The organism is Mesobacillus maritimus (assembly GCF_044803185.1).
GTDB classification, from domain to species: domain Bacteria; phylum Bacillota; class Bacilli; order Bacillales; family Cytobacillaceae; genus Mesobacillus_B; species Mesobacillus_B maritimus_B.
This window is the reverse complement of the sequence record NZ_CP085225.1, coordinates 455,113-480,828: the sequence shown is the minus strand read 5'-3', so window position 1 is coordinate 480,828 and position 25,716 is coordinate 455,113. Positions and strand designations below refer to the sequence as shown.

24 protein-coding genes and 1 riboswitch are annotated in these 25,716 nt (G+C 39.2%); of the genes, 8 read left to right on the top strand and 16 right to left on the bottom strand.

Annotated elements, in window-relative coordinates; translation table 11 throughout:
- The first annotated feature begins 144 nt into the window (after nucleotides 1-144).
- The gene (locus LG336_RS02370; protein ID WP_404330978.1) at nucleotides 145-633 is read left to right on the top strand and encodes a GNAT family N-acetyltransferase; all 489 of its coding nucleotides are present in this window, start codon (nucleotides 145-147) and stop codon (nucleotides 631-633) included.
- Nucleotides 634-757: 124 nt separating this feature from the next.
- On the opposite strand, the gene LG336_RS02365 is transcribed toward LG336_RS02370, so the two are convergent.
- From LG336_RS02365 to LG336_RS02355, 3 genes are all read right to left on the bottom strand, one after another.
- Nucleotides 758-2,083, bottom strand: a complete 1,326-nt coding sequence (locus LG336_RS02365) for a hemolysin family protein (RefSeq protein ID WP_404330977.1) — start codon at nucleotides 2,081-2,083, stop codon at nucleotides 758-760.
- Between the two features lie 172 nt (nucleotides 2,084-2,255).
- Complete coding sequence (locus LG336_RS02360) at nucleotides 2,256-3,029, bottom strand: TerC family protein (protein ID WP_404330976.1); 774 nt, start codon at nucleotides 3,027-3,029, stop codon at nucleotides 2,256-2,258.
- Between the two features lie 20 nt (nucleotides 3,030-3,049).
- Nucleotides 3,050-3,331 carry a YkvA family protein gene (locus LG336_RS02355; RefSeq protein ID WP_404330975.1) on the bottom strand — a complete coding sequence of 94 codons (282 nt, stop codon included), beginning with the start codon at nucleotides 3,329-3,331 and terminating at the stop codon, nucleotides 3,050-3,052.
- Between the two features lie 369 nt (nucleotides 3,332-3,700).
- A riboswitch (PreQ1 riboswitch) is annotated at nucleotides 3,701-3,745 on the top strand.
- A gap of 6 nt (nucleotides 3,746-3,751) precedes the next feature.
- Between LG336_RS02355 and LG336_RS02350 the strand changes: the two genes are divergently transcribed.
- Nucleotides 3,752-4,237, top strand: a complete 486-nt coding sequence (locus LG336_RS02350; protein WP_404330974.1) for a QueT transporter family protein — start codon at nucleotides 3,752-3,754, stop codon at nucleotides 4,235-4,237.
- Nucleotides 4,238-4,357: 120 nt separating this feature from the next.
- Here LG336_RS02350 and LG336_RS02345 read toward each other — a convergent pair whose 3' ends face one another.
- Both LG336_RS02345 and phaQ read right to left on the bottom strand, forming a co-directional pair.
- Complete coding sequence (locus LG336_RS02345; protein ID WP_404330973.1) at nucleotides 4,358-4,975, bottom strand: hypothetical protein; 618 nt, start codon at nucleotides 4,973-4,975, stop codon at nucleotides 4,358-4,360.
- A complete protein-coding gene (gene phaQ / locus LG336_RS02340) occupies nucleotides 4,956-5,393 on the bottom strand; it encodes a poly-beta-hydroxybutyrate-responsive repressor (protein ID WP_404330972.1) in 438 nt (145 codons plus the stop codon). Before phaQ ends, LG336_RS02345 begins: the two co-directional genes overlap by 20 nt.
- Before the next feature lie 261 nt (nucleotides 5,394-5,654).
- Here phaQ and LG336_RS02335 point away from each other — a divergent pair, with 261 nt between their 5' ends.
- A complete protein-coding gene (locus tag LG336_RS02335) occupies nucleotides 5,655-6,452 on the top strand; it encodes an alpha/beta fold hydrolase (RefSeq protein ID WP_404330971.1) in 798 nt (265 codons plus the stop codon).
- Between the two features lie 54 nt (nucleotides 6,453-6,506).
- Here LG336_RS02335 and LG336_RS02330 read toward each other — a convergent pair whose 3' ends face one another.
- The 4 genes from LG336_RS02330 to LG336_RS02315 are packed head-to-tail and all read right to left on the bottom strand — an operon-like array spanning nucleotide 6,507 to nucleotide 9,318.
- Nucleotides 6,507-7,565 carry an alpha/beta fold hydrolase gene (locus tag LG336_RS02330; RefSeq protein WP_404330970.1) on the bottom strand — a complete coding sequence of 353 codons (1,059 nt, stop codon included), beginning with the start codon at nucleotides 7,563-7,565 and terminating at the stop codon, nucleotides 6,507-6,509.
- A 20-nt stretch (nucleotides 7,566-7,585) separates the two neighbouring features.
- Nucleotides 7,586-8,221, bottom strand: coding sequence for a polyhydroxyalkanoate biosynthesis repressor PhaR (locus LG336_RS02325; RefSeq protein WP_404330969.1), 636 nt, complete (start codon nucleotides 8,219-8,221; stop codon nucleotides 7,586-7,588).
- A gap of 23 nt (nucleotides 8,222-8,244) precedes the next feature.
- Nucleotides 8,245-8,907, bottom strand: coding sequence for a hypothetical protein (locus LG336_RS02320; protein WP_404330968.1), 663 nt, complete (start codon nucleotides 8,905-8,907; stop codon nucleotides 8,245-8,247).
- Nucleotides 8,908-8,958: 51 nt separating this feature from the next.
- Nucleotides 8,959-9,318: a hypothetical protein gene (locus tag LG336_RS02315; RefSeq protein WP_404330967.1), complete on the bottom strand. Its 360-nt coding sequence runs from the start codon at nucleotides 9,316-9,318 to the stop codon at nucleotides 8,959-8,961.
- A gap of 125 nt (nucleotides 9,319-9,443) precedes the next feature.
- Here LG336_RS02315 and LG336_RS02310 point away from each other — a divergent pair, with 125 nt between their 5' ends.
- Entirely contained in the window at nucleotides 9,444-10,244 is an 801-nt protein-coding gene (locus tag LG336_RS02310; protein WP_404330966.1) for an alpha/beta fold hydrolase, read from the top strand.
- A 52-nt stretch (nucleotides 10,245-10,296) separates the two neighbouring features.
- Here LG336_RS02310 and LG336_RS02305 read toward each other — a convergent pair whose 3' ends face one another.
- Both LG336_RS02305 and LG336_RS02300 read right to left on the bottom strand, forming a co-directional pair.
- Nucleotides 10,297-11,076, bottom strand: coding sequence for an SDR family oxidoreductase (locus LG336_RS02305; protein ID WP_404330965.1), 780 nt, complete (start codon nucleotides 11,074-11,076; stop codon nucleotides 10,297-10,299).
- 13 nt (nucleotides 11,077-11,089) lie between these two features.
- The gene (locus LG336_RS02300; RefSeq protein ID WP_404330964.1) at nucleotides 11,090-12,730 is read right to left on the bottom strand and encodes a long-chain fatty acid--CoA ligase; all 1,641 of its coding nucleotides are present in this window, start codon (nucleotides 12,728-12,730) and stop codon (nucleotides 11,090-11,092) included.
- 445 nt (nucleotides 12,731-13,175) lie between these two features.
- On the opposite strand from LG336_RS02300, the gene LG336_RS02295 reads away from it, so the two are divergent.
- From LG336_RS02295 to adhE (LG336_RS02285), 3 genes are all read left to right on the top strand, one after another.
- The gene (locus LG336_RS02295) at nucleotides 13,176-13,403 is read left to right on the top strand and encodes a hypothetical protein (protein WP_404330963.1); all 228 of its coding nucleotides are present in this window, start codon (nucleotides 13,176-13,178) and stop codon (nucleotides 13,401-13,403) included.
- A 56-nt stretch (nucleotides 13,404-13,459) separates the two neighbouring features.
- Nucleotides 13,460-16,063 carry a bifunctional acetaldehyde-CoA/alcohol dehydrogenase gene (gene adhE / locus LG336_RS02290; protein ID WP_404330962.1) on the top strand — a complete coding sequence of 868 codons (2,604 nt, stop codon included), beginning with the start codon at nucleotides 13,460-13,462 and terminating at the stop codon, nucleotides 16,061-16,063.
- Between the two features lie 233 nt (nucleotides 16,064-16,296).
- Entirely contained in the window at nucleotides 16,297-18,897 is a 2,601-nt protein-coding gene (gene adhE, locus LG336_RS02285; RefSeq protein ID WP_404330961.1) for a bifunctional acetaldehyde-CoA/alcohol dehydrogenase, read from the top strand.
- A gap of 325 nt (nucleotides 18,898-19,222) precedes the next feature.
- Here the strand turns inward: adhE (LG336_RS02285) and LG336_RS02280 are convergent, their stop codons facing one another.
- Nucleotides 19,223-21,823, bottom strand: a complete 2,601-nt coding sequence (locus LG336_RS02280; RefSeq protein ID WP_404330960.1) for a calcium-translocating P-type ATPase, PMCA-type — start codon at nucleotides 21,821-21,823, stop codon at nucleotides 19,223-19,225.
- Between the two features lie 160 nt (nucleotides 21,824-21,983).
- On the opposite strand from LG336_RS02280, the gene LG336_RS02275 reads away from it, so the two are divergent.
- Nucleotides 21,984-22,139: a hypothetical protein gene (locus LG336_RS02275; RefSeq protein ID WP_404330959.1), complete on the top strand. Its 156-nt coding sequence runs from the start codon at nucleotides 21,984-21,986 to the stop codon at nucleotides 22,137-22,139.
- A 48-nt stretch (nucleotides 22,140-22,187) separates the two neighbouring features.
- Here the strand turns inward: LG336_RS02275 and sdaAA are convergent, their stop codons facing one another.
- The 4 genes from sdaAA to LG336_RS02255 are packed head-to-tail and all read right to left on the bottom strand — an operon-like array spanning nucleotide 22,188 to nucleotide 25,608.
- A complete protein-coding gene (gene sdaAA, locus LG336_RS02270; RefSeq protein ID WP_404330958.1) occupies nucleotides 22,188-23,087 on the bottom strand; it encodes an L-serine ammonia-lyase, iron-sulfur-dependent, subunit alpha in 900 nt (299 codons plus the stop codon).
- A gap of 54 nt (nucleotides 23,088-23,141) precedes the next feature.
- Complete coding sequence (sdaAB, locus tag LG336_RS02265) at nucleotides 23,142-23,801, bottom strand: L-serine ammonia-lyase, iron-sulfur-dependent subunit beta (RefSeq protein ID WP_404330957.1); 660 nt, start codon at nucleotides 23,799-23,801, stop codon at nucleotides 23,142-23,144.
- 55 nt (nucleotides 23,802-23,856) lie between these two features.
- On the bottom strand, nucleotides 23,857-24,897 hold the full coding sequence (locus LG336_RS02260; protein WP_404330956.1) for a PTS sugar transporter subunit IIC: 1,041 nt from the start codon (nucleotides 24,895-24,897) through the stop codon (nucleotides 23,857-23,859).
- Nucleotides 24,898-24,939: 42 nt separating this feature from the next.
- The gene (locus LG336_RS02255; protein WP_404330955.1) at nucleotides 24,940-25,608 is read right to left on the bottom strand and encodes a transcriptional regulator; all 669 of its coding nucleotides are present in this window, start codon (nucleotides 25,606-25,608) and stop codon (nucleotides 24,940-24,942) included.
- Nucleotides 25,609-25,716: the final 108 nt, after the last annotated feature.

Here is a 25,716-nt window from a genome sequence, read left to right as displayed (position 1 = left end):
AAATGAAATTTTTATTTCCATCACAAAAAAAACGCTTTAAAATTATGTCATTAGAGGTGATAATATTGACACGTTGTTCTACTTTTATTTTATCAAGAAACATACCTTTATAGTGTTAAAATTTGGAAGGTGGATGGATTAATTTTGATTATTAGGAAAGCAAACATAGCAGATTTACCAGCAATGCTGGATATTTATAATTCAGCCATTTTAAATCTTACCGCAACGTTTGATCTAGTCGAGCAGACCATTGAACAAAGAGAGCAGTGGTTTTACAAATTTGGAAATCAGTATCCTTTAATTGTTGCTGATGTGAATGGAGAAATTGCGGGATATTGTGGTATTACACCCTATAATGCAAAGGAGGCTTATGCAAAAACCGTGGAGATTTCCATTTACCTTTCGGATAAGCATCGCGGAAAAGGTATTGGAAATGCCTTAATGAAGAACATTATTGATCAGGCTAGGGAGCTTGGATATCATACAATCATTGCGGGTATAACCGAAGGAAACGACGCTAGCGTCCGCCTCCATGAAAAATACGGATTTGAGTTTGCTGGCAAACTAAAAGAAGTCGGCTTTAAATTTGGAGAATGGCAAAACGTTTTATATTTACAGCTTCTACTGCAATAATGTGGTGGAGAGACCCTTTTTAACGTTTGCCCACCTTCCGTTCCCATTTTCGAAAAGGATAAGATAATTTAAAACATGCTCTATGAAGCTTTCATAGAGCATAATTCAAATAAGCACCGCCACCCTATTCACTCTGTTCCATTGATTCCAGCACACTTACCTTCACTTTTACAATTCGCCTATCGTCCATTTCATCAACAGCGAACACAATATTGTCGTACTGAATAGCTGGACGTTCATCTACCCTAGGGATATAGCCTAACTGGCCAATAATAAACCCACTTAAGGTATCATATTCTTTGGTCGGAAGTTCTGTATCAAGAATATCCTCTACTTCGTAAAGGTTTGTCGTTCCAATCATATAATAGTTATATTCATCGATTTTCTCTATCTCATTCTCGTCTAATTCTGGTTCATCGTATTCGTCAAAGATATTCCCCACAATTTCCTCAATCATATCTTCTATCGTTATAATCCCATCTGTCCCACCATATTCATCAATTACAATGGCAATATGAACATTATTTTTTTGCATATCTCTAAAAAGATGATCGATGGTGACTGATTCAAGTACGTAATAAGGGTCCCGAACCATTTTCTTTAAATCAAAAGAATCTTTATCTCCACTTTCAATAAACTGAATTAAATCCTTCACATGAAGAATGCCAAGGATATGATCAAGATCGTCCTCGAAAACAGGAATTCTAGTATACTTTTCGACGTTTACGATATGAACCGTTTCTTTTAAGTCACTATGGGCAGGAATTGCCAAGATATTGGTTCTATGTGTCATAATATCGGAGGCAGTTTTATTGTCAAATTCAAAAATATTATTAATCATTTGTTTTTCTGTTTCCTGAATCGTTCCTTTTTCCTGGCCGACGTCTACCATCATTCGTATTTCTTCCTCTGTGATATTTTCATCATCTGCATTAGGATCGACCCCAAACAACCGGACAACTATATTCGTTGACCAAGTCAAAAGCTTTACAAATGGCAGGGCTAGTTTAGAAAGCCATGTTAAAGGTACCGCTGCAAAAAATGAGACTGCCTCCGCTTTTTGCAAAGCAAGTCTTTTGGGAACTAGCTCTCCTAGCACTAAGGTAAAATAAGATAAGATTAGAGTAATAACAACAGTAGAAATCGTTTCAAGCATGGTTTGGCTAAGGGGAATACCCATACGCCATAAATACTCCCCCAACCTCCCAGCGAAGCTACCTGCGGCAAATGCACTTGCCAAAAATCCAGCTAATGTAATCCCTATCTGAATAGTCGCTAGAAATCGGCTAGGTTCTGACAATAGGTTGTGGACTAATATTGCTTTCTTATCCCCAGACTCAGCCATTAATTTTATTTTATTGTCATTTAAAGACACTAGCGCCATTTCAGAAGCAGCAAAAAATGCATTTAGCACAATTAGAAATACTAATAATAACAGTTCAAAGCTCAAAAGAACCAACCCCCAATTCATCAAGTAAATACAACACTCGAATGAATATTTGTCGAACCTTCTTATTTTTCATTATTCAAGCAGATTTAATTCTCCCCTCCCAATAAAAACCTAAAATAAAACATGAGCCACCCCTTCGAGAGTAACTCATGTTGGTTATCAATATTAAGTTTTACGCGGCTGATTTTTTTTCTGCCTTTTCTTTGGACAAAAACCAGCCGGAGGCTGCAATTGCTATTAGTACGAAATAGAAGGTGAGCTTCCACACTTTTGAATGAGCAAACTCATATGAAATAATTCCGACATCTGGATGTCCTAGAGTTAATACAGCTAATTTGACCCCTACCCAACCAACAATTAAAAAAGCCGCAATCTCAAGACCAGGTCTAGCATGAAGCAGTTTAACGAAAAGATTAGCAGCAAATCGCATGATAATCACACCGATTAACCCTCCTGCAAATATAACAAGGAATTTCCCTCCGTCCATTCCACCAATTGTAGGTAGAGCTGTGTTTGGTAAGGTCATAGCAAGTGCAACCGCCGCTAAAATTGAATCCACCGCAAACGCAATATCTGCTACTTCAACCTTTAACACCGTCACCCAAAACCCAGATTGTTTCTTATTCTTTTCAGTCTTTATTTCATCCGCTTTATCCTTAATTACCAGTTTCCTTACAATATGATTGATGCTTATAAACAGAAGATAAAGGGCACCAATTGCCTGTACTTGCCATACATCAACAAGGAAGGAAATAATAAATAAAGAAGCAAACCTGAAAACAAAGGCACCTGCAAGCCCGTAAAATAGAGCTTTTCTTCTCTCCTCCTCAGGAAGGTGTTTCACCATAATCGCCAAGACAAGAGCATTATCCGCAGCTAAAAGTCCCTCAAGAGCAATTAGAACTAACAACACCCAGCCATATTCTAATAAAATCGAGGCTTCCACCGAATTAATTCCTCCTCATTCTATATCTTTTCATGGAGACGATATTTTTCTTTTAGTGTATCCGGAGCCCACTTTACCATTCTCTCCACGATAAAACTTGTGATTACGATATCGTCAAAAATCCCAAGTAAATAGATAAAATCTGGAATTAAATCAAAAGGAAAGAGGATATAAGTTAGAATCAGCAGAATACTAAGTACCTTCTTATAGGCATCAACTTCCCGTGAAAGAAAGAATTCTACAACAAAGGGAATAGATTTCCAAAATTTAAAAACAAAACGCAATCTCTCAAAGAACTTCATCTCATCATTCCCCTTTTTAAACAAGCAGGTTAACTACTATTCTTAACAACAGCAACCAAGATAAACAAAAAAAACCCTTACCACAGACGGTAAAGGTTTAAAAAAACAGAAAAACCCTTACCACTACTAGGTAAAGGTCTTGCTAACAACGACATATTCGTTGCCAACAGCACCGGGAGATGATTCCCTCCGAAATGACGACACTGCTGTTAAAGCTACTCCCCTTTAGGAGAACTATTCAAAATATTATTTTTAATATATCTACTCAAGGTTTATTTGTCAATGAATAAGGGGGAAAATTTCACCACCGCTTAGCTAGAAAAAATGTATTGTGATCTCACTGATTATCACATATACTTTATTATTGTGCTTGACGTGGTTCGAAACCCTCCCACGGAAAAAAACTAAGGAGAGATGACCTTGAATATCAGAACAATTGTTGGAAATGGAATTGTAGCGGCTTTATACATTGCTGTCTCTGCTGTAGTCCAACCCTTTGGATTTACGAACGTGCAATTCCGAGTATCAGAAATGTTTAATCATCTGATTGTATTTAATAAGAACTACTTCTATGGGATTGTCCTTGGGGTATTCCTGACAAATTTATTCTTTTCGCCGCTTATAGCCTATGATTTAGTGTTTGGAGTTGCACACTCAGTCATCTCTTTACTCATTACGATTGTGGCCGGTAGGTATATTAAAAGCATTATTGGCTTAATGGCTGTAAACACAGTTGTTTTCACTTTCAATATGTTTATCATTGCAATTGAACTAAACTTAGCTTTTAAATTACCATTTTTCTTCACTTGGCTTACTACAGCTGCCGGTGAATTAGCTGTCCTTGCTGCAGGTATACCAATTATGTACGCAATCAACAAACGAGTAAAATTCGGTCAAATGATATAAAGGTTGGGGAGTTGGGTAATTACCCAAGGGGGATTACGCCTCAACATCAAGGATTTTTGCCATTATTAAAGACCACCACAGTATCTAGTATGCTGATGGTGGTCTTTCTTTGTATTTATATTAGCTGTTTACAAGCTCATGTGATTTTGCTGACTTGATAAGCTCCTTTGACTTGTCTCTGACAAAGCCAACTGCTTCATGATTTGTTTTTCTTGCTTGTTTTACATATTCGTCTGTAACTTGTTGCCAAGCTTTCCGACGCTCGCGAGAATAAGCAAGATAGGATTCTGCGTTCTTTTCTAAGTTTTCTTCAAGTTCGTTAATAAAATTAAAGGTAGACTGAACTGGTGTTAAAGCAAGCTTTTCCATTTGTTCAGTAATTTCTTTTAGTTGATTTGTAACCTCATCGTATTCTTTTAACTTCGCAACGGCCTTAATTTCTTTGCCTTCTTCTCTGTTAGACACGTTTTGAACTACACCCTTAGCAAGTTCTAAGTTTGTCTTTTTAGTCTGCTGGTACAAGCTACCAACTGACTTTCTGTATTCCTTATTAAATTTAAGCACTTCCTTAAAGGATTTTAGAAGAGCCTCTTCTTGTGCCTCGCGCAATTGTCTTGCTCTTGCAAGTGACTGTTCGTACTGATCCCATAGAGTGTTAACGAATAAATCAGTTGGATTCACTTCTACACTCGTATTTTTTTCAAGTACTTCAGTTGTTTCATTCTTTTTTGCCATCATCGTTCCTCCTCTTTTCACTTCTTTTTTTCTCTATGGAATCCCTTGTCGAAAAAGAAGGGATATAGAGCTCTAAAAAACTACTGTACATTGAGAAAAACTGATCCAACATGGCTTGATATGTTTCAAGTTGATTCGCATAACCTTTTAAGTAAGTAATACCAGCCTTCGTAATTGAATACTTTCTTTTAGCAGGACCATTTCCTGATGTATCCCACTCGGATGATACTAGCTCGTCCGCTTCAAGCTTCCTTAGTAAGCGATAAAGGTTTCCTTGATCAATACTTTTAAAACCAAATGCTTGAAGTTTCTGACTAAGCTCATACCCGTGAAGGGACACTCTACTTAGAAGCAATAATATGAATGGTAGTACGAAATTCTTAGATGGATTTACCGATTGATTGTTATCATTATTTACCACACTCAACACCTCACCTATATGTAAAATACACATAGAGGAAAACAGCAATCTTATTACTGCTTCTCTACATGTATTTTACACCTATATACAATAACCTGTCAACCTAATTTATCCAACTAGATGTATTTTACACATAGATAGTAAACTTTGTGTAAAAACAACATATACATAAATTGTAAAAAGTTTTTGAACAATTTGTGAAGGTTTAGAATGATTCTTGTTTGGGAATACAGAATAAAAAACAGAAGAGGTGGTTTGAGGATGCAAAACGCAAAGTTAAGTAAAACAGGTATGCCTTATCTGCACTTTGGAAGCGGAGAACCATTAGTATTGATTCATGGTCTAGGCGAAGTTAAAGAAGGATGGCAAAGTCAATATGAATTGTCAGAATATTATGAACTCATTATTCCTGACTTACGAGGCCATGGTGAACATACAAACATAGAAGGAATCTCAATTGAAAACTTCGCTAAAGATGTAATTGGATTGTTAGATGAGCTCTCAATTGAAAGCGCTCACATACTTGGCCTATCCATGGGAGGAGCTGTGGCACAAGAAATTTATCGTCAAGCGCCGCAAGTATGTCGTTCCCTCATCTTAACTTGCACGTTCCATTACATTCCTAAAAGGCTTGGGAAACTTTACATGAAGTTTAGAGAATCACAGATTGAAGAATTAACAGTAACAGAAAGAAGAGACATTGCCGCCAAAAAATGTTTGTATTCTTGGAATGAGGAAGCTGTCCAGAAGTTCAACCAAAGTTATCGACCTGAACGTAATGCCTTTTTAGCATCAGGTAAAGCTTGTATGGAGGTAAATAACCTTAAATTATTACCAAAGATTAAGGTTCCGACGCTTGTTATCGCCGGTCAATATGATTCTGTCCTGCCTCCTTGGCTACAATTGTGGATGCATAAGCTGATACCAAATTCCGAATTCATCATTATGCGAAATACCGGGCATGTGCCTAAATTTGAAGCTAAAGACAGATTTAACCGACTGGTTACTAACTTTATTAATAAGCAAAAAAAGCAAAAAGGCTTTCGAGAAAGTGCATAGAATGCCAAAAAGAATGGGAAGGGACACCCCTTCCCCCCCTTTATTTAACTATTCTTATGCAAGGTCCGAACGTGTGGCCAGCCATTCGTCAACAATTGGCGCGAACAACCCACTTAAAGCTAGAGATACATGGCCTGCTTGAACAACCTTATAGGTTTTATCATCACTAGAAACAAGGTCCATAATTGGTAAGCTTTGTCCCTCAGCAATTAACCCATCGTTTGCAGAAGAAACAGCAAAGAAGTTGCAATCTATATTGCTAAGATCTACTCTTCTCCCACCAATCACCATTTCACCCTTAACAAGCTTATTATCCTTCATAAGATCATTGAACATTTGCTTTAATGCAGCTCCTGCAAAAGGCGCCGCATCATTAAGCCATTTGTCCATTCTTCTCCACTTATCCACATATCGGGTATCATGCGCTCGAGACATTAAACCAACATATGGAGATATGTTAATAGGTGCTAAGGTCTTGAACATCGCCTCTACCACTGCCGGAGGAATTGTCCCATAAACATCGACCCAACGATCAACACTAATAGCTCCATTTTGAAGACCTTCAAGCCATTTTTCAGGTGCTACTCCCACACTATAATCAATAGGCACAGTTGCAACGATTAGGTTTTTAATTGGTAGATCAGTAATAGCCGCGAAAATGGCTGCAATTGTTCCCCCTAAGCAATACCCTACAACAGAAATATCTTCAGCCCCGGAGTGACGTAAAGCACGTTTTACACCCTTTTCTAAATAGTCAAGAATATAGCTATCAAAACTTATATCATCATCTTCGTATCCTGGGTTACCCCAATCAAGTAAATAAACATCATATCCCCGTTTAGTTAGACCAGCAATTACACTTGTATCCGGACTTATATCTAAAATATAAGGTTTATTTAAAAGTGAATAAACAAAGAACAACGGTGTGCTATATTTTTTTTCCTTTGCTGGATAATGCCAAAGGACCGTTTTATTTTTTCTCCAGACCATTTGTCGAGGTGAATGCTCGATTTTAGGTGCATCTTCAGTTAGGATTTTATAAACCTGTGTCCAGCGCTTCATTTCTTTTTCATAATCTAAGGCTGGAATTTTTACTGGTGTTTCTACTGCCATTTTTTCCCCTACTTCCTAAATTATTTACCTGTTCCGGCTCCTGCCAGTTCTAATTCTTTTTTTTCCTTTACTGCTTCTTTATTCTTCGTTTCCTTATATTGAACCAACTCTTGTTTCAATTCTTGTAGTTCCATCTTAAGTCCATTTACTTCTGATAACTCACGTTTTAACTCTTGAAGCTCTGCTCTCAACTCATTCGTATCAGAAAGCTCTTTGCGTAATTTTTGAAGGTCAGATTTAACTTTTTTTGCATCACGTAGTTCTTTTACATTCTTATCAAGTTCTTCTTTCATTTGCTTGGATAGGCCAACAAGCTCGCCAAAAAATTCCATATTTTCCTTGTTAATTGCAGAAAAACTATCCTGCAAATTCCAAATCTGCTCTTCAAGAGCGTCGATTTTTTCTTCTGCCTGAATGGTTAACTTAGCAACATTTTTCACATCTGTTTTAGTAGGCATATTCATAAAACTAGCCATGATTTCCTGATTTCTTTTTAACATCTCAATATAACGGGTATGTGTCTGTAAACCCACATTAGATAGTTTGATATAGTCAGTGTTATCAGACCATGATAACAAAAGGGAATTCATTTGTTTTTCCCACATACCGGTTAGTTCCCTAAACCCTTTATATGGATCGTATTTTTCTTTTGACATCCGTAATCGCTCCTAATCTATTTTTATGATTTAACTGCGTCTTCTGGCTTTTCCATATGTTTATTGAATGGGAATAAAGATTTTACCTGTTTAGAAAAAAGGTTCACAAAGACCCGCTGATTTTGTTGAACGATATTGGTAGTCTTCTTTACAGTGCTAACATAATCATTTCTACCCTTTTTACGAAGCTCAATGTATTTTTCTACCATTCCAACATATCTTTCGATAGCCTGATCTGGATTTATTGCACGATATGGTGCACTGAGAATTCCTGCAGTAGATTTTTGAATTCTATCAAACAGTTGATTGATTTCCTCATATGATTTTACTGGGAAGAAATGTTGAATCGCAGTTGTCGACATTAAGAACTCTTCACGAGCTGTACGTTGCCATTCAACTAGCTCCTTATTGAATTGCTCCGTAACTTCTTTGAGGTTATCACGATTTCGCTGAACACTCTCAGAGTAGTCTTTAACCGCTTTAAGGAAGACTTCATCGCGGAAATTCCCACGCTCAGCCCATTTGTCTAGCTCCTGGTATGCGTTGCCCCATAAAAGTTCTAAACTCGATAAATTTTGTTCGGTTTGCTCTTCTTGCGTTTGATTTTCCTCAACCACAGGTGCTTGTTGTTCGTTTTTCACCTGTACTTCTTCTTCTTTTTTAGAAGTCTTTTTGTTTTCAGCCATTTCTCTCTCCACCTTTTATTTAAAATTAAATAGAAAATAACGATTATAGAGTTACTCTGAATCCACCAATAATTCAGCAATCTCTTCTGAGAATTTTCTAATTTGGTTTTGGTGTTTTCTCATTTGGTTCATGGATTCTTCTATTTGCTCATCTAAATCATCCAGTCTAGTTTCTAAAGCTCTAACTCTCTTAGCAATTGCAGCAATTTCATCCCTGTCAGGCAGGTTTAATGAGTCCAGCAATTCCTTCGTAAGCTTTCTTACAGCAACCACATAATCCAAATGAGCATTAAAGGCTTTTCCAATGTTTGTAACATATTGTAAATTGTTAGTCATGGAAAGGACTTGACGATTATAGTCTGCTTCTAATTTCTTATATGTTTTTGCTGACTCTTCATCAAAAGTCCACATTTTTCTCCCCCACGCTAACACCTGGCTGTATTGAAAAAGCCTCGTATTAAATCTCTGAATTATGTTCTTAATTATACGAAAATTCCATATATTTTACCATCATAAATTTTAAAGGAGATGGATATATGCCTATAGCCCAAGCAAATGGTATTGAACTATATTACGAGATTCATGGGAAAGGTGAACCTTTGCTACTAATTATGGGTTTGTCACACAACTGTTTATCCTGGAAAAGAAGCTTGTCAACCCTATCGAAAAGCTTCCAAGTAATTATTTTTGATAATCGCGGAACCGGTCGTAGTTCAAAGCCCGAAACTCCTTATTCGATTGAACTAATGGCTGAAGATGCGAAGGCTGTTTTAGATGCCGCCAATGTCCAAACGGCAAACGTTTATGGCATTTCAATGGGTGGAATGATTGCCCAAAGACTTGCCATCGCTTATCCTGAGCGAGTAAAATCACTTGTCCTTGGATGTACCACATCAGGCGGTGTTAACCACGTCCAACCTAGTGCAGAGATCGGAATGGCCATGCTCTCTAGAGCCTCAGTTACACCAGAGGAAGCTGCCTGGGCTGCCGTACCGATTCTTTACAGTCAAGACTTCATTGATAACCATCGTGACGAAATCAAAGAAGATATCGATGTTAGACTGCAAATTCCAACTCCACCTCATGGATACATGCTCCAACTCCAGGCGTGCCTGGCACATGATACGCATGCAGAACTTGATAAAATCTCAGTTCCTACACTAGTAATCCATGGCGATGACGATAAACTGGTTCCGTTTGAAAATGGGCAAACCCTCAGCCAAAGGATTAAAGGAGCACAGTTTTGTGTAGTACCTGGAGCCGGACACCTTTATGTGACAGAGGCACAAGATACCGTGAATAAAACAGTACTTGAATTTCTAACAGCAAAAGTATAATCCATTAGGAATGCCGAAAATCGGCATTCCTTTTTAAATTATTTTAAGCTTATTAAGTTAGTGCAGATGTTCCTCCATCAACTGAAAGGATATGCCCAAAGACATAATCAGAAGCACTTGAAGCAAGAAATAATGCTGGCCCCATCATGTCATGGTCAGAGCCAAATCTTCCGGCTGGAGTACGTTCAAGAATGAATTCACCCACATGATCGAGTAATGCATTTGTCATTTTAGTTGGGAAGAACCCAGGTGCAATTGCGTTAACATGGACATTATATGGAGCCAGCTTAACAGCAAGATCACGTGTAAAAGCGATTACCGCTCCTTTACTTGTTGAGTATCCAATTGCATCCATCATTCTTGTATCCTGTCCACCTAAGCCGGCAACTGATGCAATATTGATGATTTTCCCTGAACGCTGCTCTTTCATGATTTTCCCAACAGCCTTAGAAAACAGGAACACTGCCTTCAAGTTAATATCCATTACCTTGTCCCATTTATCTACAGGCATCTCAAGAGCCGGTGCTCCCCAGCTTATTCCACTGTTATTAACCAAAATATCAATTCTTCCAAATTCCTTCATAGTTTCATTGACTACATGATTAATATCTTCCTCATTAGAAACATCACATTTAAATGCCAGTGAGCCAACTCCCTTTTCCTTAAGGGATTCACTTACCTTCTGACAAGCTTCCTCATTTCTTGAGCAGACAACTACGTTTGCTCCCGCTTCGGCATAGACAGTGGCGATTTGTTCACCAAGTCCTCTACCTCCACCAGTAACAATTGCTGTTTTTCCTTTTAGATTAAATAATTCTTGAATCATCGTCATATTTCCCCTCCTGTTAGACTCCTACTTTTTGTAATTCCTGTTCTCTTAATGCTCTCCGTAGCAATTTTCCTACAGAGGATTTAGGAAGCTCTTCTAGAATTTCTACTTGCTTTGGCACTTTATATGGAGCTAAATTCTTTTTAGCAAAAGCAATAATATCGTCAGTTGACAAGGTATCCCCATCTTTTATCTTCAAAAATGCCTTAACCGTTTCCCCTCGATATTCATCAGGTACTCCAATCACAATGGCTTCCTCTACACCTTTAAGTTGGTATAACACATCCTCTACCTCAGCAGGGTAAACGTTATAACCGCTCGCAATAATCATGTCTTTCTTTCGGTCCATGATGTAAAAATACCCGTCTTCGTCCATTCTCGCGATGTCCCCAGTAAGAAGCCAACCATCCTTAATGGTTTTTTCCGTTTCTTCAGGACGGTTCCAGTAGCCCTTCATTACTTGAGGGCCTTTTATAATTAATTCACCTGGTTCCCCAACTGGAACATCGACCATTTCTCCATCTTCATTTATCTCTACTATTCTCGCTTCTGTGCTAGGAATCGGAATCCCCACACTCCCTGGCTTAGATTCAAGGAACGGTGGCGTAAAAATAGGTGAAGGAGATAGCTCTGATTGTCCATAGCCATTTAGGAGTTTTCCGCCTGTTTTTTCCTCAAATATTTTTATTTGCTCGACAGGAAGTGGTGCCCCGCCACTACTCATGTAGTGAATATCGCCAAATCCGAATTCTTCAATTCCTGGTTGGCTATTTAACGCAAAGTACATTGTTGGAACGGCAGACATTTGAAATGGCTTTTCAGTCCTAACCACTTCCATTAGTTCCTTCGGGTCGAAACGTGGCAACACTAACTGGTTAGCTCCCTCTCTAATTCCAGCAATTGCATTACATGAAAGTCCAAATACATGGAACATTGGGAGTACACTGATGATTTTGAAGTCGTCCGGGATTATCTCCTCACAAGGTCTATAGACGAAATCACATACTTGAACAACATTTGCTAATAAATTTTGGTGGGTTAGCATTACCCCTTTACTAAGTCCCGTTGTTCCACTTGTATATTGCAACATGGCAACGTCTTCGTAGCGATCGATAGATGTTTCTGGTAAAGTTTTGCCTTCTGCAAGGAAATCCTCAAAATAGCGGTCACCATCTTCTAGAGTCATTCTCTCGCCACCAAGGGTGACAACGATAATTTCTTTTAGATTCGTTTTCGGTTGAACTGCCTTAACCTTTTGATATAAGGTATCCAAGACAACAATAAACTCAGAACCTGAATCAGCAAGGACATGCTCGATTTCTCTTTCAACATACATGGGATTTACCTGAACGTTAATCCCACCTAAACGGAAACTACCGAATAAGCTAAAGATATAATGAGGACTATTAGGCAACATAATTGACATGCGGTCGCCTTTTGTAAATCCATTGTTATGTAAAGATGCTGCAAATGCTTCTGCTACTGATTTAAGGTCATTGAAATTCCAAGATCTTCCGTAGAAAGTTAGAGCCGGTTTTTCACCATAAATGGCGGAAGAACGGTCTAGCAAGTCAAATAGAGAACTATACTCTACAGATACATTTTCACCAACCTTCGAATCATATAACTTCAACCAAGGTTTTTGCTGATATACCATACTCCTACCCCCAAGATGTTTTTTCTTTTACGCCGATCAGAATTTGGAATTGAATATTCTAACATCTAAATTATTGTTATAAAACACTTTTTTGTAAACGGTGCCATTCTGACATATTTTTTATTTTTTTAGGTAATCTTGTCGTTTTTTATCGAACTCACCCTATTTTCCGCCCATTTTACGCCAGAAATAGTCTAATGGTCCTAGAAAACAATGTTGATAATTGTCGAAAAATTTTATTTATTCTAGCGTTTTGATTTTTATAGGTGTGGGTAATTAGGACCAACCACTATTGGTATGCTATATAAATTTGTTTTATGATAACGTTTACACTGTAAGCGCTTTAAAAACCGTCAAACTTTGTTCAACATTTCACAAAGTATTGTTTAGTATCCGTGGTATATTTAACCCATAAGGAAGAATTAACCACCAAGGAGTGATTGTAATGATTCTTTGCAACTGGAAATCCTTTTCAACTGATACTGAAACCTACACTCTTGAAGCCTTCGAGGAAGCTGTCGGAGATGAGTTTGAGGCGATGATGTTTAAGGATAATGATAGTATTCCCACTGTCATATGGACTCTTAACTACGTAATCATCGTAAAGAAAATATCAAGAATAACTAATGAAATCTATTTTGAAAAAATCCCTAGAAACCCAGTTTGCGAGTAAATTTTTTCAAACCACTTATGTGAAACTATTCACTAATGATAATGGAGGGAATCAGAATGGCTGTTACTGAGAAGTTGGTAAAAGACAAGCAAAACGTTACAGAAACAATTGATCATCTTGTTGAAAATGGTTTAAAGGCTTTAGAGGAGTTTCGTAGCTTCACGCAGGAATCAATTGACAACATCGTTAAGCAAATGGCTTTAGCAGGCCTTGATCAGCACATGCCGCTAGCAAAGTTAGCTGTTGAAGAAACGAAGCGCGGTGTCTATGAAGATAAAATCATTAAAAATATGTTTGCGACTGAATACGTTTATCATAATATCAAATACGATAAAACAGTGGGAATCATCCACGAAAATGAACACGAAGGAATCATCGAGGTAGCTGAACCTGTTGGAGTTATTGCTGGAGTCACACCCGTTACTAACCCAACGTCTACAACCATGTTTAAAGCTTTGATTTCAATCAAAACGAGAAACCCAATTATCTTCGCCTTCCACCCTTCTGCTCAAAAATGTAGCAGTGAGGCTGCTCGAATTTTACGTGATGCTGCAATAAAGGCAGGAGCACCGGAGAACTGTATTCAGTGGATTGAAACTCCTTCGGTTGCAGCTACTCAGGCTCTTATGAATCACGATAAATTATCGCTTATTCTTGCTACCGGTGGTTCTGGAATGGTGAAATCCGCCTATAGTTCAGGAAAGCCTGCTCTAGGGGTTGGGCCTGGGAACGTTCCATGTTATATCGAAAAATCGGCTAACATTCAACGCTCTGTTAATGACTTGATTTTATCTAAGACCTTCGATAATGGGATGATTTGTGCATCAGAACAGGCCGTTATCATAGATCAAGAGATTTATTCTGAAGTTAAACAAGAAATGATTTCACATAGCTGTTACTTCTTGAACGAGGCTGAAATACAAAAGGTAGAAAAACTTGTTATTAATGAGAATACATGTGCAGTTAATGCCGATATTGTCGGAATGCCTGCTTTTAGAATTGCTGAAATGGCGGGAGTAACAGTACCTAAAGATACCAAAATTTTAGTAGCAGAGCTTGAAGGAGTTGGCCCAGAGTTTCCACTATCAAGGGAAAAATTAAGCCCTGTCCTAGCTTGTTACAAAGTAGCGAGTCGCGGAGAAGGAATGCAAAGAGCTGAGGAAATGCTGAACTTTGGTGGTCTTGGACACTCCGCTGTCATTCATACAACCAACGAAGAGGTGATTCGGGAATACGGTTTACGAATGAAAGCTGGCCGGATTATTGTGAACGCCCCTTCATCTCAAGGTGCAATCGGGGACATTTATAATGCTTATATGCCTTCACTTACCCTCGGTTGTGGTACGTATGGTGGAAACTCAGTGTCGACAAACGTTGGTTCTATTCACCTTATTAATATCAAAAAAGTCGCGAGAAGGAATACAAATATGCAATGGTTTAAAGTCCCATCTAAAATCTATTTTGAGAAAAATGCTACGCAGTATCTAGCGAAAATGCCCAATATCTCGAAAGCTCTTATTGTTACAGACCCTGGGATGGTGAAGCTTGGTTACGTTGACAAGGTTCTCTACTATTTGAGAAAACGCCCAGATTATGTTCACTGCGAAATCTTTTCAGAGGTAGAACCAGACCCAAGCATCGAAACAGTCCTAAAGGGTGCTGAGTTAATGGCTAACTTCCAGCCGGATGCCATCATCGCTCTTGGTGGAGGTTCCGCAATGGATGCTGCAAAGGGTATGTGGCTATTTTATGAGTATCCTGATGCTGACTTCCATGGCTTAAAGCAAAAATTCCTAGATATTCGAAAGCGTATCGTCAAATATCCAAAGCTAGGTCACAAGGCACAGTTTGTTGCCATTCCAACTACTTCCGGAACAGGCTCAGAGGTTACTTCCTTCTCTGTTATTACCGATAAAAAGGCGAATATTAAGTATCCATTAGCAGACTATGAGTTGACACCAGATGTGGCGATTATTGATCCACAGTTTGTCATGACAGTTCCTAAAGTAGTTACTGCAGATACAGGAATGGACGTTTTAACTCATGCCATTGAAGCATATGTTTCTGTTATGGCCAATGACTATACCGATGGTTTAGCGATGAAAGCAATCCAGTTGGTCTTTGAATATCTACCAAGAGCATACCGTGATGGTAGTGATGAAGTGGCTCGCGAGAAAATGCATAATGCCTCAACGATTGCCGGTATGGCGTTTGCCAATGCATTCTTAGGAATCAACCATAGTTTAGCTCATAAACTTGGTGCAGAGTTCCATATTGCCCATGGACGTGCAAACACTGTCTTGATGCCACATGTTATCCGATACAATGCAACCAAGCCTAAGAAGTTTGCTGCATTCCCGAAATACGAGCATTATATTGCAGATAAGCGCTACGCAGAAATTGCAAAAATGCTTGACCTTCCAGCAAGTACGACAGAAGAAGGTGTGGAAAGTCTTGTTCAAGCGATTATCAAGCTTGCGAAAGAACTTGATATTCCAATGAGCCTAGAAACAAATGGAATCGATCAATCAGAGTTTGAGAATAAAGTTGATTACCTTGCAGATAAAGCCTTTGAAGATCAATGTACAACCGCTAACCCAAAGCTACCACTTGTAACCGAATTAGCAGAGATTTACCGCCAAGCATACAAAGGAGTTTAATTTTGGTGCCAGACCCCCGTTATTTTAACGTAACGGGGGTCTGACACTTTTTGAGTCCTTTTTGTGACAAAAAAATGAATACTCATTCATAATACAAGATTCTACAATTTTCGCGACATTTTTCAACAAAACTCCCCCTTTGTCCATGCTATATTACTGCCATTGGTGATGGTAAAAGCAATTCTAAGTCCTAAAAAGTTGAGCTGAACTATTAATTTTTGGAGGGATGAAAAATGGCGATTGATGAAAAAGTGTTAGAGAAGAAACAACATGCAGTAGAAATGGTTGATCTTCTCGCAGAAAATGGAACGAAGGCATTGGCAGATTTCCGAAGCTATAGTCAAGAAATGGTCGATAGAATCATTAAGGAAATGGCCTTAGAGGCTCTTAAGCATCACAAACAGTTAGCAAAAATGGCGATTGAAGAAACACAAAGAGGAGTATACGAAGATAAAGTCTTCAAAAATATGTTTGCGACAGAATTCATCTACAATAATATTAAAAACTTGAAAACAGTAGGGATTATTAGTGAAAACGAGTACGAGGGAATGGTCGAAATGGCTGAACCTGTCGGTGTCATTGCTGGAGTCGTTCCGATTACGAACCCAACGTCAACCGTAATCTTCAAATCCCTTATTTCCATGAAAACAAGAAATCCGATCATCTTTGCCTTCCACCCTTTTGCCCAAAAATGTAGTAGTGAAGCCGCAAGACTTATGCAAGAAGCAGCAGTTCGTGCTGGTGCACCCAAAAACTGTATTCAGTGGGTTGAAATCCCTTCCCTCGAGGCTAGCCAAACACTTATGAGACATCCTAAGACCTCCATTATTCTCGCAACAGGTGGTACCGGTATGGTCAAAGCTGCGTACAGTTCAGGTAAACCTGCCCTTGGAGTCGGACCTGGAAATGTTCCTTGTTATATCGAAAAATCTGCGAATATTAAACGTTCGGTAAACGACCTTATTCTATCAAAAACCTTCGACAATGGCATGATTTGCGCTTCTGAACAGGCAGTAGTTATTGATAAGGAGATTTATACGGAAGTTAAGAAAGAATTGCTAGCAAACAATTGCTATTTCTTAAATGAAGAGGAAAAATCACAACTGGAAAGTGTAGCAATTAATGACAACCATAGTCTTAATCCGGTTATTGTTGGCTTATCTGCCTATCAAATAGCCAAAATGGCTGACATCAATGTACCAAAAGAAACGAAAATTTTAATTGCTGAGTTAAAGAGCGTCGGTCCTAAACACCCTCTATCATGTGAAAAATTAAGTCCGGTTCTTGCATGTTACAAAGCCAAAAACCTTGAAGATGGGCTAAAAATATGTGAGGAAACACTAGAGTATGGTGGTCTAGGACATTCAGCTGCTATTCATTCAACAAATCAAGGTGTCATTGATGAGTTCTCTTCGCGGATGAAAGCTGGGCGTATTATAATCAATACACCTTCGACCCATGGGGCAATCGGGGATATTTACAATTCATCGCTCCCATCATTGACATTGGGCTGCGGGACTTATGGTGGGAATTCTGTATCCACCAATGTCGGCGCCACCCATTTAATCAATATTAAAAAGGTGGCTAAAAGACAAGTGAATACGCAATGGTTTAAGATCCCTCCACAAATTTACTTTGAAAAGAATTCGGTTCAGTGCCTGACAGGCTTCCCTGATTTGTCGCGGGCGTTCATTGTAACTAGCCCAAGTTCAGTCAATAACGGAAACCTTGATCGTGTTCTTTATCAGCTAAAAAAACATCCTGCTCAAGTGAAAAGTGAAATCTTTACCGAGGTAGAACCAGAGCCAAGCATTGAAACGGTCAAGTACGGCGCGGAAATGATGAGAAAGTTCCAGCCTGATGTCATTATTGCACTTGGTGGAGGTTCTGTTATGGATGCTGCAAAGGCGATGTGGCTTTATTATGAACACCCCGATACAGACTTTGAAGCGTTAAGACAAAAGTTTTTTGATCCTAGCAAACGGGTAATTACGTACCCTAAGCTTCGTGGAAAGGCAAAGCTTATTGCAATCCCAACCACTTCGGGTACAGGGTCTGAGGTTACCGCCTTCACCGTCATTTCAGATAAGAAGACAAACCTAAAATATCCGCTTGCTGATTTTGAATTAACACCAGATGTTGCGATCATCGACCCACAATTTGTTATGACCGTTCCTAAGCATGTGACAGCCGATACGGGGATGGATGTTCTCACCCATGCGATAGAGTCCTATGTTTCCGTTTTAGCCAATGATTTTACCGATGGTCCTGCATTAAAAGCAATACAGCTTGTCTTTAAATACTTGCCAGCTGCTTACCATAATGGAGACGATGAATTGGCTCGCGAAAAAATGCATAATGCTTCAACCATCGCTGGCATGGCCTTTGCCAACTCATTTCTAGGAATTAACCACAGTCTGGCACACGCCCTTGGAGCAGAGTTTAATATTCCTCATGGACGTGCCAATGCGCTTTTAATGCCACATGTGATTAGGTATAATGCCTCAAAACCAAACAAGTTTATGACCTATCCAAAATACGAGTATTTTATTGCCAACGAACGTTACGCTGAGATCGCGCAAGTGCTTGGATTGCCTGCTCGAACTACGGAGGAAGGTGTTGAAAGTTTAATTCAGGCAATCGTCAATCTCGCAAACGAAATTGAGATTCCAATGAGCATTGAGGCTTGTGGTGTTGATCAAATTGAATTTGAAAGCAGAGTTAGTGAGCTTGCCGAGCACGCCTTTGATGATCAAGATACGATTGCCAACCCGAAAATGCCGCTTGTAACTGAGCTGTCAGAGATTTATCGGAATGCATATAAAGGAGTGTAATATCAAAGAGTAATGTGTTCTCTTTAATGTGCTAAAAGTAAAAAAGAAAAAGCAGGGCAAACCATATTGGAATTTGCCCTGCTTTTATCGTTATTCTCACTTGCCTTCTTTGAAGCATAAAAATAATAAAGGGAAAAATTCCGCTTAATTCGTAAATAGCGTTGAAAATAGCTTAAATAAGCGGAGAAATTCCCCCTATTAACTCGAAAAACGTGAAAATGGGGGATTTTTATTTGCATAAGCGGAAAACCTCCCCTTATATTCACTGAAACGAGCTCCAATCTGCATTTAACCGGAAAATCTCCCCTTATTTTCCTTTCCTCGCTTATTTTACAAAAATTAATTTATAAAGCTGTATCAATACAAACGGCATTAAGGCTAAACCGTATATAGCTCCAAACTGCGCCCCGTTTAGGACAGCAACTTCAAACACACCCATTAATGGTGGAAGTAATAACACGATATGCAAGAGCACCGCACCAATAATCAGTGCATACCAGAGAAACTTATTGCTGAATAGTCCTATTTTGAATACAGAATGCTTGCTTCGTGCATTGAATCCATGAAATAACCTAGCCAAACAGAGTGTTGCAAAGGCCATCGTACTTGCAATCAGATGATCTCCAGTTGATAAACCAATATGATAAGCTATCAAGGTTGAGGCCGCAATCAAAATCCCCTCGACAAGCACTCGACGAACGAATACCTTATTCAATAACGGTACATCCACATCCCTAGGCTTCTCTTTCATAATGTTTTTACTATGTGGCTCAAGGCCAATGGCAATTGCCGGTAGGCTGTCTGTTAAGAGATTGATGAACAGCAGGTGTACGGCTGCAAAGGGAACTGGCAGGGCAAGGATAGAAGCATAAAGGACCGCAAGCACAGCACCCGTATTTCCTGATAAAAGAAAACGGATAGAGTTTTGTATGTTTGCGTAGATACTGCGACCATTTGAAATGGCTTTTACTATGGTTGAGAAGTTATCATCCGTAAGAACCATAGATGACGCTTCCTTGGCAACCTCTGTTCCAGTAATCCCCATTGCCACACCGATGTCCGCTTGCTTTAAAGCAGGCCCATCATTAACTCCATCCCCGGTCATGGCAACGACATTTCCGTTTTCCTGCCAAGCCCGAACGATTCTAATTTTATGTTCAGGAGAGACCCGAGCATACACGGAAAGGTCGGCCACCTTTTCCTTCAGCTCTTCGTCTGTCCATTTTTCAATTTCAGAACCCTCTATGGCTTCTGACTCATTTTTTAATATTCCAATTTCCTTTGCAATCGCGGCGGCTGTAATTTTATGATCCCCCGTAATCATCACCGGTTTGATCCCTGCTTCAATACAAGCTGCCACGGCATCATATGACTCATTTCGTGGCGGATCCATCATAGAAATCAAGCCAATAAAGGTTAAGCCATTTTCATCTTCAAAGTCTATTGTCTTCCCTTCAGGTACCTCTTTATAAGCAAAACCAAGTACACGTAAGCCATTCATAGAAAAATCTTTATTAATCTGTTCAATCTCTTGTTGTTGTTCTTTGGTGAAATCCACAACTCCTTGAGAAGATACGATTTTTACAATTCTAGAAAGAAGAACATCCAATGCTCCCTTTGTAACCAAGTAACTCTTGCCCTCGTATTTATTTACGGTGCTCATTAGCTTTCGGTCAGAATCAAAAGGCAGTTCAGCTAACCGAGGGTACTCTTCCCTAATTGTGAGTTCGTCATATTGATAATCCTCACCGAAGTTTACAAGGGCAATCTCCGTTGGGTCACCAATTTCCTTTTTATCTGTTGTTACCGAATCATTACACAGCAAACCCATTAAGAGAATTCGTTTCTCTAACGGATTTTCCATGTTTAATTCATCGTGTCCAATCACCTTGTTATCAACATAAACCTTTTGAACGGTCATTTTATTTTGCGTCAGCGTTCCTGTTTTATCTGAACAGATGACAGAGATACTTCCCAAGCTTTCAACAGCATGAAGCTTTCTAACGATCGCATTTTCCTTTGCCATCTTTTGAGTACCAAAAGCAAGAACAATCGTAACGATGGAACTTAAGGCTTCTGGAATGGCCGCTACTGCGAGCGCAACCGCAAACATAAAAGATTCTACGAGGTCATTTCCTCTAAATAAATCTAGCCCAAAGATAATAATGGCAATCGCAATAATGCCGATAGCAAGCCTTTTACCAAATTGGTCTAAGCTTGCTTGAAGTGGTGTTTTTTTATCACCGGCTGATTCCAACAAGTTGGCGATTTTTCCGATTTCGGTTTTCATTCCGGTATTTGTAACAACAACTACTCCTCTGCCATATGTAACAAAGCTACCAGAAAACACCATATTTTTTTTATCACCAATGGCTACTTCTTCCTCATTAATTGGTTCAACATCCTTTAACACACTTAATGATTCACCAGTTAACGAGCTCTCATTAATTTGTAGGCTGTAATTTTGAATGATTCTCCCATCAGCACTAACAAAATCACCAGCATCGAGGGAAAGGATGTCTCCTACGACAACCTCTCTAGAAGGGATTTCGACCGTCCCACCATTTCGTAGAACCTTTGCTGTTGGGGAAGAGAGAGCTTTAAGGCTATTTAAGCTTTGTTGTGCCTTTTGATGCTGAACCGTACCAAGAATCGCGTTTAGAATAACGACAATTACGATAACAATCGTGCTGTGTAACTCACCTAAAAAGGCAGAAATAAGCGCCGCAACCACTAGAATAATCACTAGAAAGTCTTTAAATTGTTCAAAGAATACTTCTAGTGTTGTTTTTCGTTTTCCTTCTGCCAGTTCATTGTAGCCGAACTGTTCTAACCTTTTATTTACTTCATCAGTGGTAAGGCCTTTTTCAGTAACATTTAAGTCCTTTAAAACTTCAGCAGACGATTTCCTAAAAAAATCACTCATTTTTCCTATTCTCCTTCCACAGCCACTCAACCAATACAAAGACATCTTGTTTCCTTCAGCTTAGTATCACAAGTTTTTTAGAAATTTATCATTATCCGTGCGATTTTATTTATATGATATTCTTCCACTGGAGATTCTAGATGATATGGAGGGATAAATAATGGCTGATCATGACATGGAAGTTGAAAACAAGGATGAGCTAGATGATAACCGTTCACTTAAAACTCGCATAGGCAAAAATAAATCACCTGATTTTAGCAGTTCCACCTTAAGGCGAGTGGCATTTTTGGAACATGTAAGATTCAGGTACAAATAAAAACCACACCAAGAATCCTTAGATTCTTGGTGTGGTTGCTTATTTATATTATACCAGATAATCTTTAAGTTTGGCTTTGGGTTCGCCGAATATTTCAGCTTCTAATCTTCGACCCGTTGGGGTTGCTGCCAACCCACCTTCTCCTGTCTCTCTTAAAGCGGAAGGCATCGTTTGACCGATTGCGTACATCGCACTAATTACTTCATCACAAGGAATTCTACTAGTGATTCCTGCAAGTGCCATATCTGCAGCCGTTATGGCATTGGATGCACCCATGGCATTCCGTTTTACACACGGCACCTCAACTAGGCCAGCTACAGGGTCGCAAACCAAACCAAGCATATTTTTCAACGTAATCGCCATGGCCTCTGCTGCTTGTTGCGGCGTGCCGCCTGCCATTTCGACAATGGAAGCAGCTGCCATTCCTGCCGCCGACCCTACTTCTGCTTGGCATCCACCAGCCGCACCAGAGATTGAGGCATTATTAGCAACTACAAAACCGAAAGCCGCTGCTGTAAATAAGAATTCAATCATTTCCTCCCGAGTAGGGTTCAACTGATTTTTCACTGCGAATAAAGTCCCTGGGACCACACCAGCTGACCCCGCTGTTGGAGTAGCACAAACAATTCCCATCGCTGCATTTACTTCATTGGTCGCTACGGCCTTGCTAACCGCATCTAATAAAAGCGGTCCTGCTAAAGATTTGCCACTTTTAATATAATTTTGTAATAAGACTGCATCTCCACCTGTTAAACCTGTTCGTGACTTTACTCCGCCAAGTCCACGTTCAACTGCCTTTTCCATCACGGTAAGATTCGTATCCATTTTAGAAAGAATGTCCTCACGTGTTAATCCAGAAACTTCAATCTCTTGCCGAATCATAATTTCGGCTATTTTCACTTGATGTTTTTCTGCCAACTCAACAAGTTCCGCTACATTTCGAAACATTGCTTGTCCTCCTGATGTCTTTTTTTCTGAACGAATTTTTTAGTATATATCACTTTATTCTACCATCCGGATGACTCTTGTTACGTTACAAAGGCCCTTCAATTCCTCGATAACTTCATCATCTATTTTTTGGTCAACCTCGATGACCATAATCGCCATTTCGCCCTTTTCCTTACGTGCCACTTCCATATGACCAATATTTATTTCATGTTTAGCTAAAACAGCGGTAACAGCTGAAATAATTCCAAATCGATCGCGATGAATGACGAGAATTGCTGGGTCACCTGATAACTTTAGCTTAAACGAATTGATCTCGGTAATTTCAATCGTACCGCCACCAATAGAAATCCCGATAACCTCCATCTCGTTATCATCATCAAATAAATTTATTTTCACTGTATTCGGATGTTCAGGCACTGCTTCTTCTGTTTGAAAAATAACCTCCATCCCCAATTCTTTAGCTAGTTCTAATGAATTCGGAATCCGTTCATCAAACGTATCAAAATCTAAAAGACCGGCTACAAGTGCCAAATCGGTTCCATGTCCCTTATAGGTACTAGCAAATGAACCGTATAGGGAAATAACCACTCTCTTCGGTTGTTTTTCAAATAGTGTTCGAGCAACACGCCCAATTCGCGCAGCACCAGCAGTATGAGAGCTGGAAGGTCCAATCATCACCGGACCAATAATGTCAAAAGCCGAACGATATTTCATTCTAAACTCTCCTTTTACCTTCTTACTTTATGTTATCCAGTAGGCTTGTCTATGTTTACGCTGCTGCTTCCTCATTTGCGTCTGGTTTTTGCAAATGGTCAACAGTTTTGATTTTATAATTCTTAAATACGATAGAGCCTAAATATCCACATACTAACCCTACAGCTGCACAAGCTACAGCAACAAGGGTGACTTTCATTGGGTCATTAAATCCATACATGACAGCTAGTCCTGCAATCGGAGTTGCTGTACCAGTTGCATTATTTATTAAGCCTGACATCGCAATAATAACACCTGCAGTAGCTCCACCAACAAAGTTCGTCACATATACAGGAATCGGGTTAGCCGAAATGATATGTGCTTGAGTTAATGGTTCAATTGCAACAGAAATGGTTGTTTTACGATCACCAAACTTCATACGGTCAAAAAGAACATAGTTCATGAAGGATGAGCCAAATACTGCAAGGGCACCAATAGCCATTGGAACACCTGTTAAACCAAGCATTGCAGTTAATGCCATTGAACTTAGCGGTGCTGTCGCAACCACAGTAATAACTCCACCTAAGATAATTCCCATTAAAATTGGATTGCTATTAGCCGTCTCGGTAATAATCCCACCGATATTCAATAGAGTTGCATTTACAACAGGGGTCATAAATTCAGCAATAAGACGTACTAACGGTGCACAAATCACGATGATAACGATAAGATCTAAGCCGCCAGGAACCTTTTTTTCAATAAATTTAACTAGGAAGGCTACTAAATATCCTGCAATAAAACCTGGCAATAAACCTAGTCCAGCAACGCTAACCCCAAGTAATAAAGCATACACCGGGGAAGCTCCAACTGCAAGTGCTACTAACGCAGCCGCCGCAACGCCTCCCATACCGCCTGCCGCTGTTCCAACTTCACCAAGAAACTCGATTCCCAATAAGTCTCCACCTACATACAATTGAAATGCTTCTACAAGGAAGGCTGCACAGGCAGCTCCTGCTAAGGCTGCCATCGCCTTCATTCCTTTTGGAGCTTTATAACTGAACAAAGAAAAAAGTCCTAATACCAATAGTAGCAATGCTGTACCTTTAATAATTTCCACGACAATCTCTCCCCCGGTTTTAAATTATTCAAATATAATTTTTTATACTGAATCTTCAAGGTGATACTCATTTTGCGTTCTAATTTTATTTAGATAATTGTAAATCGTAAACTTAGATACACCTAGTACTGAAGCCAGATACTCTGTAGACCCTTTAATTAAGAAAGCACCTTTCTCTTCTAGTAACCGCACAGCTTCAATCTTCTCTTCTAAAGTTAGTTGTGTAGGCGCTTTCTTAAAACCTGACAATACTTGATCCACCATATCCTGAATGACATCTTGAACCGTGGAATAGAAATTTTCGGATCTGTGATGATTGGAATCAAACGAAAGAAATTCCTTCATATCTGCTTCGAAAAGCAACATTTGAGAGATATCATAATTCATACAAAGAGCACCCATTACTTTTCCATTAGAATCACGTAAAAAAACAGTGGATGATTTCATTACTGTGCCATTCTTGGCTTGCGTTTTATAGTTAGGGATATCCTCTATCTCAGTTGGGTCTTTTCTGAGCTCTGTTAGAACTAAGTCTGTGATTGGAGACCCAATTTTACGCCCTGTTACATTCCCAGCAATATAAACGAGTGATTTTTTTAGATTTTTGAAATCATGAACTGCCACCTCACAGCGACTCCCAAACATTTTTACCAGCATATCTGCGGTCCGCTTTGCATGGTCAAATATTTGGGCATTCTCTCCGTTATACATACCTTCAACCCCTCACTAGTAAGCGTTTTCAAGCTCATCCAAAAAAAATAAATCCTTTGGCAAAATATTATTATTTAAATAGTATTTCAACATAGTTCATAGTACCAC

Excerpts from the sequence above, each read along its gene's own strand:
- adhE (WP_404330961.1), top strand. The coding sequence starts at position 16,297 with ATGGCGATTGATGAAAAAGTGTTAGAGAAGAAACAACATGCAGTAGAA.
- LG336_RS02335 (WP_404330971.1), top strand. The coding sequence starts at position 5,655 with ATGCAAAACGCAAAGTTAAGTAAAACAGGTATGCCTTATCTGCACTTT.
- adhE (WP_404330962.1), top strand. The coding sequence starts at position 13,460 with ATGGCTGTTACTGAGAAGTTGGTAAAAGACAAGCAAAACGTTACAGAA.
- LG336_RS02320 (WP_404330968.1), bottom strand. The coding sequence starts at position 8,907 with ATGGCTGAAAACAAAAAGACTTCTAAAAAAGAAGAAGAAGTACAGGTG.
- LG336_RS02330 (WP_404330970.1), bottom strand. The coding sequence starts at position 7,565 with ATGGCAGTAGAAACACCAGTAAAAATTCCAGCCTTAGATTATGAAAAA.
- sdaAA (WP_404330958.1), bottom strand. The coding sequence starts at position 23,087 with ATGTTTCGAAATGTAGCGGAACTTGTTGAGTTGGCAGAAAAACATCAA.
- LG336_RS02305 (WP_404330965.1), bottom strand. The coding sequence starts at position 11,076 with ATGACGATGATTCAAGAATTATTTAATCTAAAAGGAAAAACAGCAATT.
- LG336_RS02275 (WP_404330959.1), top strand. The coding sequence starts at position 21,984 with ATGGCTGATCATGACATGGAAGTTGAAAACAAGGATGAGCTAGATGAT.
- LG336_RS02345 (WP_404330973.1), bottom strand. The coding sequence starts at position 4,975 with ATGATGGCAAAAAAGAATGAAACAACTGAAGTACTTGAAAAAAATACG.
- LG336_RS02325 (WP_404330969.1), bottom strand. The coding sequence starts at position 8,221 with ATGTCAAAAGAAAAATACGATCCATATAAAGGGTTTAGGGAACTAACC.
- LG336_RS02300 (WP_404330964.1), bottom strand. The coding sequence starts at position 12,730 with ATGGTATATCAGCAAAAACCTTGGTTGAAGTTATATGATTCGAAGGTT.
- sdaAB (WP_404330957.1), bottom strand. The coding sequence starts at position 23,801 with ATGAAATATCGTTCGGCTTTTGACATTATTGGTCCGGTGATGATTGGA.
- LG336_RS02295 (WP_404330963.1), top strand. The coding sequence starts at position 13,176 with ATGATTCTTTGCAACTGGAAATCCTTTTCAACTGATACTGAAACCTAC.
- LG336_RS02280 (WP_404330960.1), bottom strand. The coding sequence starts at position 21,823 with ATGAGTGATTTTTTTAGGAAATCGTCTGCTGAAGTTTTAAAGGACTTA.
- LG336_RS02255 (WP_404330955.1), bottom strand. The coding sequence starts at position 25,608 with ATGTATAACGGAGAGAATGCCCAAATATTTGACCATGCAAAGCGGACC.
- LG336_RS02310 (WP_404330966.1), top strand. The coding sequence starts at position 9,444 with ATGCCTATAGCCCAAGCAAATGGTATTGAACTATATTACGAGATTCAT.
- LG336_RS02315 (WP_404330967.1), bottom strand. The coding sequence starts at position 9,318 with ATGTGGACTTTTGATGAAGAGTCAGCAAAAACATATAAGAAATTAGAA.
- LG336_RS02355 (WP_404330975.1), bottom strand. The coding sequence starts at position 3,331 with ATGAAGTTCTTTGAGAGATTGCGTTTTGTTTTTAAATTTTGGAAATCT.